Here is a 9340-nt window from a genome sequence, read left to right on the forward strand (position 1 = left end):
GCATTCGGCGCGTCGGTGGGCCACGGGCGGCGCCTGTTCGGTGGAAAGTTCGACAATCCCTCCGGAAACGGGATCGTCGACCGTTTTCGTGCCATTCCTCGTGACGGGGGTGGGGACCGTGTTCCGAAGGCGTCGTCCCTGCTCACACACCCTTTTCTCGCGTTGCGCGGCGAGCGCGTTGGGTCGCACCCGACGTGGTCGACTAGCATGGAGGGCTGCTTGCCAACGAAAGGACTGTCATCGACCACGTCGATTCATCGTCACTGATCAGCGACGTAACGAGTGGCGCCCGCATTCCGGTAAGGAATGAGGTGGAAGTGGAGCACGACGCCCACGGGCGAATCGACGGGCACAGCGCCGGGTACGGATCGCGAATCGGGGGAATCGCTGTCCTGCCACCGTTCACGACGGTGGGCTCGGTCGGCCGGGGCGCGGTGCGCGAGCACGGTGTCGCGAGAGATCACGGGGAGTAGACGAGTGGATGACGGTGCACGGTTCGACGGCGGACCGGCTGACGACGACCGCTCCGACGAGACGGTGACGAGCGAGACGCAGGTGAGCTCGGCGGGAGTGCTGCCCGAGGGCGCGTTCCCGCTGTCGGGAGCACAGCGCGGCATCTGGTTCGCGCAGCAGTTGGCCGGGGACGTGCCGATCGCGATCGCGCACTACGTCGAGCTGAACGGAAGTCTCGACCTCGACCGTCTCGAGTACGCGCTGGACCGGGCGGGCCGCGAGTTCGGATCGGGCTATCTGCGTCTGGCCGAGGTGGACGGCGAGCCGTTCCAGTACGTGGACCTCAGCATGCGTGATCACATCTCCTACTTCGACCTGCGCTCCGAGTCCGACCCGGAAGCCGCGGCGATGGACTGGATGACGCGCGAGTACAGCACCCCGGTGGACATGCTCGTCGACCGTCTCGTGGTGTCCCACGTGCTGCAGTTGAGCGACGAGCGGTGGTTCTGGTACTCCCGCATCCATCACGTCGCGCTCGACGGTTTCGGCGCGATGACGATGATCCAGCGCACCGCTGCGCTGTACACGGCAGCGGTGGAGGGCAGGGAGCCCGAACCCTCCAAGGCCGTCGATCTGAACGATCTCTATGTCGACGACGCCAAGTACCGGTCGTCGGACCGCTTCGAGAAGGACGCCGCGTACTGGGCGGAGAGAGTGCGCAGCCTCCCGGATCCGCCGTCCCTCTCGGCCGTCACCGCTCCGCCGACGTCGCCCGCGCTCATCGCCGGTGGCTTCGTCTCCACCGACCTCGCCGAGCGCCTCGACCGGCGGGTCACCGATCTCGGCACCGCGTCGGCACCGTTCGTGGTCGCCGCCTTCGCCGCGTTCGTCTCCCGCATGACGGGGGCCGAGGACACGGTCCTGAGCCTGCCGGTCTCGGCGCGCACGACGGCGGCCATGCGTCGCTCGGGCGGCATGGTCTCCAACGTCGTCCCGCTGCGTCTCGCACTCCCGCCGAGCTGCACGGTCGCCGAGTCCGCGTCCCGCGCCCAGCTCGAACTCACCGGCGCCCTGCGCCGGCAGCGCTACCGCCACGAGGACATTCGTCGCGACAGCGGCGAGTCGGCGACCCAACGCGGACTGTTCGGCCCGTCGATCAACATCATGCTGTTCCACGACGAGCTGCGGCTCGGCGACCTCAACGGCTCGTACAACGTCCTGACCACGGGTCCGGTCGAGGACCTGGCGCTGAACATCTATCCCGGTGCGGACAGCCGCGAACTGCGGATCGACTTCGAGGCGAACCCGCTGCGGTACACGCAGGACCAGCTGAACGCGCATCGTGCCCGCTTCGTGCGCTTCCTCGATGCGCTGATCGATGCCGAGCCCGACGCACCGCTCGGATCGCTCGAGGTGCTGACCGACGACGAGCGGCGGCGTTTCGTCCCCGCACTGGGCGGCGAGAGCTTCCCGCAGGTCACTTTCGGCGACATCATCGCCCGCGCCGTCGACGCGGCGCCGGACACGGTGGCCGTCACGTGCGGGTCGGAATCGGTCACGTACGCAGAGCTCGACGCGCGCTCCAACCGCCTGGCCCGGCTGCTGATCTCGCGGGGCGTCGGACCGGAGAGCGTCGTCGCGGTCGCACTCGGTCGATCGGTCGAGATGATCCACGCGACGTGGTCGATCGTGGCGTCGGGCGGCGCCTTCCTGCCCATCGACCCGGCGTATCCGCTCGAGCGCATCGTGCACATGCTCGGGGACTCGGGCGCCCGGATCGGCGTGACCACCCGACGACACGTCGCGGACCTGCCGGACACGATCGACTGGCTCGTCGTCGACGACGACGAGCTGTGCGGCGACCTCGAGGTCTGCTCGCCCGCCCGCATCACCGACGCCGAGCGATCGGCTCCGGTCCGACCGTTCACCGCTGTGTGGATGATCTACACCTCGGGATCCACCGGCTTGCCGAAGGGCGTCACCGTCGGCCACGACGGACTGTCGAACATCATCGGCGAGATGACCGCCTCGTACGGGGTGTCGACGAAGTCGGTCGTCCTCGGTGTCGCGTCGCCGAGTTTCGACGCGTCCATCTTCGAGCAGCTGATGGCGCTCTCGTCGGCGACGACTCTGGCTCTCGCTCCGTCGGGGGTGTTCGGCGGAGAGGAACTCGCGGACTACATCCGCGAGAAGAACGTCACGCACGTCGTCATCACGCCGGCCGCGTTGGGATCGTTGGACCCGGACGGTCTCGAGCAGATCGAGTCGATCATCAGCGCCGGTGAGGCTTTGCCGTCCGAGGTGGCGGCACGCTGGGCTCCGCGCACGGCGCTGCGGAACGCCTACGGCCCCACCGAGACCACGATGATCGGATCGATCTCCGATCCACTGGTGCCCGGTGCTCCCGTGACCATCGGGTCGCCCATCCGAGGAACGCGACAGGTGGTGTTGGACAACAGGCTCCGGCCCGTTCCCGTGGGTGTCGTGGGTGAGCTGTATCTCGCCGGTGTGGACCTTGCCCGCGGGTACGCCAATCGCTTCGCGCTCACCGCCACGCGCTTCGTGGCCGGACCGTGGGCCGAGCCGGGCGGGCGCATGTACCGCACCGGTGACCTGGTCCGGTGGACCGAGGACGGCGACATCGTCTACGTCGGTCGCGCCGACTCGCAGGTGAAGATCCGCGGCTTCCGCATCGAACTGGGCGAGATCGACGCGGTGCTCGCCGAGCATCCCAGCGTCCGTACCGCCGTCACCGTGGCGCACCGGCAGTCGTCCGGGGCCACGGTGCTCGCGGCGTACGTCGTGCTGCGTCCGGACACGACGCTCGAGCACACCGAACTGCTACGCCATGCGGCGCAGCATCTTCCGTCGCACATGATCCCTGCCGCCGTCGTGGTCCTGGACCGCCTGCCCGTCACCGTCAACGGCAAGATCGACCACCGGCGGCTGCCCGAGCCGGTGCTCGCGACGCGCGAGTTCCGCGCCCCGACCACCGTGGTCGAGGAGATCGTGGCATCCGTCTTCACGCAACTGATGGGTGTCGACCGGGTCGGACTCGACGACGACTTCTTCGCTCTCGGCGGCAACTCGCTCATCGCGACGCGCGCCGTCTCCCGTCTGGGTGCCGCACTGGGGACACAGGTCTCGGTGCGCACGTTGTTCGAGGCACCCACCGTCGAGTCGCTCGCGTCCCGGCTGCAGCAGGGTGGCCACGGCGAGACCCGCACGCCGCTGGTGCCCCGCGAGCGGACCGGGCCGGTGCCGCTGTCGCTCGCGCAGCGCCGCATGTGGTTCCTCAATCAGTTCGACCCGTCGTCGGTCGCCTACAACATCCCGTTGGCCCTGCGCCTCGAGGGTGATCTGGACATCGCCGCGCTGCAGGTCGCGATCATGGACGTCGTCGACCGCCACGAGGCGCTGCGGACGTCCTACCCGGACACCGAGAACGGACCGGTCCAGGTCGTCCACGATCCCGAGGCCGTGGTGCCGGACCTGACACCCGTGCCGGTCGACGCGGGGGATCTGCACGGCGTGCTGATCTCCTTCGCGATGACCACCTTCCAGGTCACGGAGCACGTCCCGCTGGTCGGTCGCCTGTTCCAGATCAGCGAGACCGACCACGTGCTGGCCATCGTGGTGCATCACATCTCCGCCGACGGTGCATCCCTGACACCCCTCGCGCGCGACCTGATGGCGGCCTACAGCGCCCGCATCGCGTTCTACGCGCCCACGTGGACCCCACTGCCCGTGCAGTACGTCGACTACACGTTGTGGCAGCGGGAGGTGCTGGGGTCCGAGGACGATCCCACGTCGCTCATCGCGCAGCAGGAGCGCTACTGGGTCGAGACCCTGCGCGACGCACCGGATCTGCTGCCGCTCCCGATCGACCGGGCCCGTCCGTCCCGGTCGTCGCTCAGCGGCGGAGCGCACGCGTTCGAGATCGATGCCGAGCTCCACGCGAAGATGATCGACCTGGCCGGGCGCCACCGCACCACGCTCTTCATGGTGGTGCACGCGGCGCTGGCCGTGACGCTCGCCAAGATCAGTTCTACCGACGACATCGTCATCGGTACCCCGGTCGCGGGACGCGGCGACGCGGCGATCGACGACCTCGTCGGCATGTTCGTGAACACGTTGGCGCTGCGCACCACTGTGGGCAGTCGCCAGCCGTTCGACGCGCTGCTGGACCACGTCCGCGAACGCGACCTGCAGGCGTTCGCCAACAGTGACGTGCCGTTCGAGCGTCTCGTGGAGGTGCTGTCCCCGGCGCGGTCGGAGTCGCGTCACCCGATCTTCCAGGTGATGCTGGCGTTCGAGAACATGGGTCACTCGACGGTGGAACTCACCGGACTGCGCCTGTCCACGGTCGATCTCGACCTGCAGGTGGTCAAGTTCGATCTGCAGCTGACCATGACCGACCGCACCGACGACGCGGGCCGTCCGGCCGGTATGCCGGCCACGTTCTCGTACGCGTCGACACTGTTCGACGCCTCGACCATCGACGCGATCACGCGCCGGTTCGTGCAGGTGCTGACCACCATCGTCGACGATCCCAGTGTGTCGGTCGCCGACATCGACGTGCTCGACGCCAGTGACCGCGTGGTCGCCGAGAGGTCGATCCAGCGCGTGTCCGAGGGCCGTCCCGTGGGCGACGACACCATCGTCTCGCGGGTGCTCGATCACGCGGCGAGCCACCCCGAGGCGAGTGCGGTGCGGTTCGGCGAGGTCTCGATCACGTACGGGGAGTTGGACTCTCGTTCGCGCGCTGCTGCAGCGAGGCTGTACGCGATGGGGGTGCGGTCCGGCGATCGGGTCGCGGTGGTGTGCGACCGATCGGTGGATCTGGTCGCCGTGCTGTTCTCCGTCATGCGGGCCGGCGCGACCTACGTGCCGATCGACCCGGAGTATCCCGGTGACCGTGTCGACTACGTCGTCGCCGACTCCGGTGCGCGCTTCGCCGTGGTCTCCGCTCGGCTCGAGGACCAGGTGCGCCGCGACGGCCTGACCGTCGTCGTGGACACCGATGTCGTGGCGCCGGAATCGGATTCGGAGGCGGGGTCCACCGCGCTGCTTCCCATGGCACGGCCGGACGACGTCGCGTACATCATCTACACCTCCGGATCCACCGGGAACCCGAAGGGTGTCGCGATCCCGCACACCAACGTGGTGACATTGCTGACGAACACCGAGCAGTACTTCGGCTTCGGACCCGACGACGTCTGGACGATGTTCCACTCCTACGCGTTCGACTTCTCGGTGTGGGAGTTGTGGGGCGCGCTCACCACGGGCGGCAGCGTCGTCGTGGTGGACCACTGGACCGCGCGCTCGCCGGGCGACTTCCTGGACATGCTCGCCGACCGGGGCGTGACGGTGCTCAACCAGACACCGTCGGCGTTCTACCAACTCGCCGAGGCCGAGCGCGATCGGGCGGGCACCGAGCTGTCCCTGCGCCACGTCGTCTTCGGCGGTGAGGCGCTGGATCTGTCGCAGCTGCAGCGCTGGTACGCGCGGCACGCGGACGACAGTCCCCGCCTCGTGAACATGTACGGCATCACCGAGACGACGGTGCACGTCACCTACCAGGAGCTGACGGCGGCATTCGCGGCCGCGGCCCAGGGCAGTGTGATCGGCGTTCCCGTCCCGGGGCTCGGCGGCATAGTGCTCGACGACGCCCTGCGGCCCGTGCCCGTCGGCGTTCCCGGTGAGCTCTACGTCCTGGGTGATCAGTTGGCACAGGGCTACGTCGGTCGCCCCGACCTGAACGCCACCCGGTTCGTGGCCAACCCGTACCTGGCCGGTCAGCGGATGTACCGATCCGGTGACGTCGTGCGGTGGAACCGCGACGGTGCACTGGAGTACCTCGCACGTGCGGACGCCCAGGTCCAGATTCGCGGGTTCCGCGTGGAACTGGGCGAGATCGAGACCGTGGTGGCGTCCACGCCCGGCGTCGCGGGGGCCGCGGCGTCGGTGGTGCGGCGTCCGGCCGGCGACGTCCTGGTCGCGTTCGTGGTGCCCGAATCGGGCTCCACGGTCGACGCGGCGGCAGTCACCGAACACGTCGCCTCGCTGTTGCCGGCGTATATGGTTCCCGCGCGCATCGTCGAGCTGGACCGTCTGCCGCTGACCGTGAACGGCAAGCTCGACCGCAAGGCGCTGCCCGAGGTCACCGAGGACTCCGATCGCACGTACCGCGCACCCGAGACGCGGGTGGAGAAGGCGATCGCGGGGGTCTTCGAGGACATCCTCGACGTCACGCCCGTCGGCCTGGACGACGACTTCTTCGGGCTCGGCGGCAACTCGCTCGTCGCGACGCAGGTCGCGTCCCGCATCGGTACCGAACTGGGCGTGCACGTTCCGGTCCGCGCGGTGTTCGACGCGACCACCGTCGCCCGACTCGCGGCGGTCGTCGCCGAGCTCGGCGCGTCCGATCGACCCGCGCTCGTCGCCGGTCCCCGTCCCGACGTGATCCCGCTGGCACTCGCGCAGCAGCGCATGTGGCTGAGCAACCGGCTCGACCCGTCGTCGCCGATGTACAACCTGCCGTTGGGCATCCGACTCGAGGGCCGTCTCGATCTCGACGCCCTGCGCCGGGCCGTGCACGACCTCGTGACGCGGCACGAGATCCTCCGCACCGTCTATCCCCACACGGACGGCGTACCGCGGCAGGAGATCCTGACGGTCGACGAGGCGGGCGTCGAGCTCGCGGTCGAGGACGTTCCGTCCGCGCGCTGGATCGACGAGTTCGTCGCTCTCGCGACGAGCGGCTTCGACGTCACCACGGCGGTCCCGCTGCGGCTCGCGGTCTTCCGTGACCCGGAGGTCTCCACCGAGGCCGTGCTCGCGATCGTCGTGCACCACATCGCCGCGGACGGCGTGAGCCGCGTGGCGCTGACCCGCGACCTCGTCACCGCCTACCTCGCACGCACCGAGGGCGCCGACCCCGCGTGGGCTCCGCTCCCCGTCCAGTACGCGGACTACGCGGTGTGGCAGCGCGACGTCATCGGCTCGCCCCGCGACGCCGAGTCGGTCGCGTCCGCCCAGATCGCCTACTGGAAGCAGGCTCTCGACGGCCTGCCCCCGGAGCTGGACCTGCCGCGTGACCGGGAGCGGCCGGCGTCGCCCACCCGCGAGGGTGCGTCCGTCCACTTCGCCGTGGACGGGTTCGCGGCGGACCGGGTGGAGGCACTGGCGCGCGACCACAACGCGACGCGATTCATGGTGGTGCACGCGGCTCTCGCCGTCGTCCTCTCCCGCCTGTCCGGATCGACGGACATCGCGATCGGCACCGCTCTCGCGGGCCGCGGAGATCCGGCGCTCGACAACCTGGTCGGCATGCTCGTCAACACGGTGGCCCTGCGTCTGCGGGTCGACGAGGATCTGAGCTTCGCCGAACTGGTGGCCGCAGCCCGTCGCGTGGACGTCGACGCGTTCGCGCACTCGGAGGTGCCGTTCGAGACCGTCGTCGACGCCGTCGCGCCGCAGCGCACGGGATCGGTGCCGCCGCTCTTCCAGACCGCACTGGCGTTCCGCAACATCACGCCGGCGCGGGTGGAGCTGCCCGAGATCACCGTGTCCGAACTGGAGAATCCGTTCGAGCCCGCCAACTTCGATCTGTTGCTCACGGTCGACGACGACGGCTCGCGGAAGCCGGGCGGCGACATGACGATGATGTTCACGTACTCGACCGAGCTGTTCGACGAGGAGACGGTGGAGACCTTCGGCCGGCATCTGGCGTCGGTGCTGCGGGCCGGGGTCACCGAACCCACGCGCGTCGTCGCCGATCTGCCGCTCGCCGAGGTGGTCACCGCGGCGCCCGTGGTGGAGCCCACGACTCCCGCGCCGTACTCGGGACCATCGGTGGTCACGTCGTTCGCGTCGGCCGTGGAATCGGATCCGGACGCCCCCGCCGTCGTGATCGGCGAGAACGAGGTCAGCTACGCCGACCTCGACGCTCGTTCCAACCGCCTGGCGCGCTGGCTCGCGGGGGCAGGAGTCGGTGCCGGGTCGACGGTCGCGGTCCGGTCCGGCGACTCCGGCCTCGACACGGACACCCTGGCCCTGTGGTGGGGGATCCTCAAGGCAGGCGCGGCGTTGGACATCGGCCGAGTCGCACCCGACGTGATCGTGCTGTCCGGCGCATCCCGCAACGGGAGTCGGGCGCCGCTGATCCTGTCGGTGGACGACGCCGCCGACGACGTGGCGCAGTTCTCCGCGCGCCCCGTCACGTACGCGGATCGGGCACGCCCGCAGAACGGAGCCGATCCGGCGCTGGTCCTGCCGACCGGGACGGGCTCGGTCGGCGTGCTCACGTTCGACGAGCTCTCCGGCATCGTGTCCGCCGAACTCGATCGACTCGCCGTGGACTACGAGTCCCGGTTGTTCGCGACGGCGGCGGTCTCGACCGTGTCGCAGGCGCTGCGGGCGCTGGTCGCCGGTGTCGCGGGCGCCGCTGTGCTGGTGCAGGACGGAGCGGCGGAGTCGCTGACGGACGTGCTGCTCGATCAGTGGGTGACGCACCTGTTCGCCACCCCGTCGGACCTGTCGGCGGTGGACGCCGGGGAGTTCGAGGATCTCGCCGTGGTGGTCACCGACGCGGGCCGGGGCGACAGCGAGTCGTGCGACGGCTTCGCCGACGGCACCGAGATCGACGTCGTGCCGTTGACCTCGACGGGTATCGGACTCGCCATGCGGAGCTCATGACGGGATCCGTCCACACCACGGAGACAGGCGCCGTTCACACCACCCGGGTGAGCGGCGTGCGCGCCGCCCTGCTCGATAGGGTGGATCAGATGGGGCGACGCCCCATGAAGCACGCGTGCGCGCATCCGCGGGGAGTGTCGCGAGTACGCAGCGGGATCGTCGGTGGGCAACCACGGGCGAGGCTCGG

The 9340-nt window shown here is 69.6% G+C and carries 1 protein-coding gene; it reads left to right on the forward strand.

All coding sequences use genetic code 11. The features are described 5' to 3' along the window. Nucleotides 1-477: 477 nt before the first annotated feature. On the forward strand, nucleotides 478-9153 hold the full coding sequence (locus BR07_RS0105910; protein WP_027504636.1) for an amino acid adenylation domain-containing protein: 8676 nt from the start codon (nucleotides 478-480) through the stop codon (nucleotides 9151-9153). Nucleotides 9154-9340 lie beyond the last annotated feature (187 nt).

The organism is Rhodococcus sp. UNC23MFCrub1.1 (assembly GCF_000686025.1).
Taxonomy (GTDB): domain Bacteria; phylum Actinomycetota; class Actinomycetes; order Mycobacteriales; family Mycobacteriaceae; genus Rhodococcoides.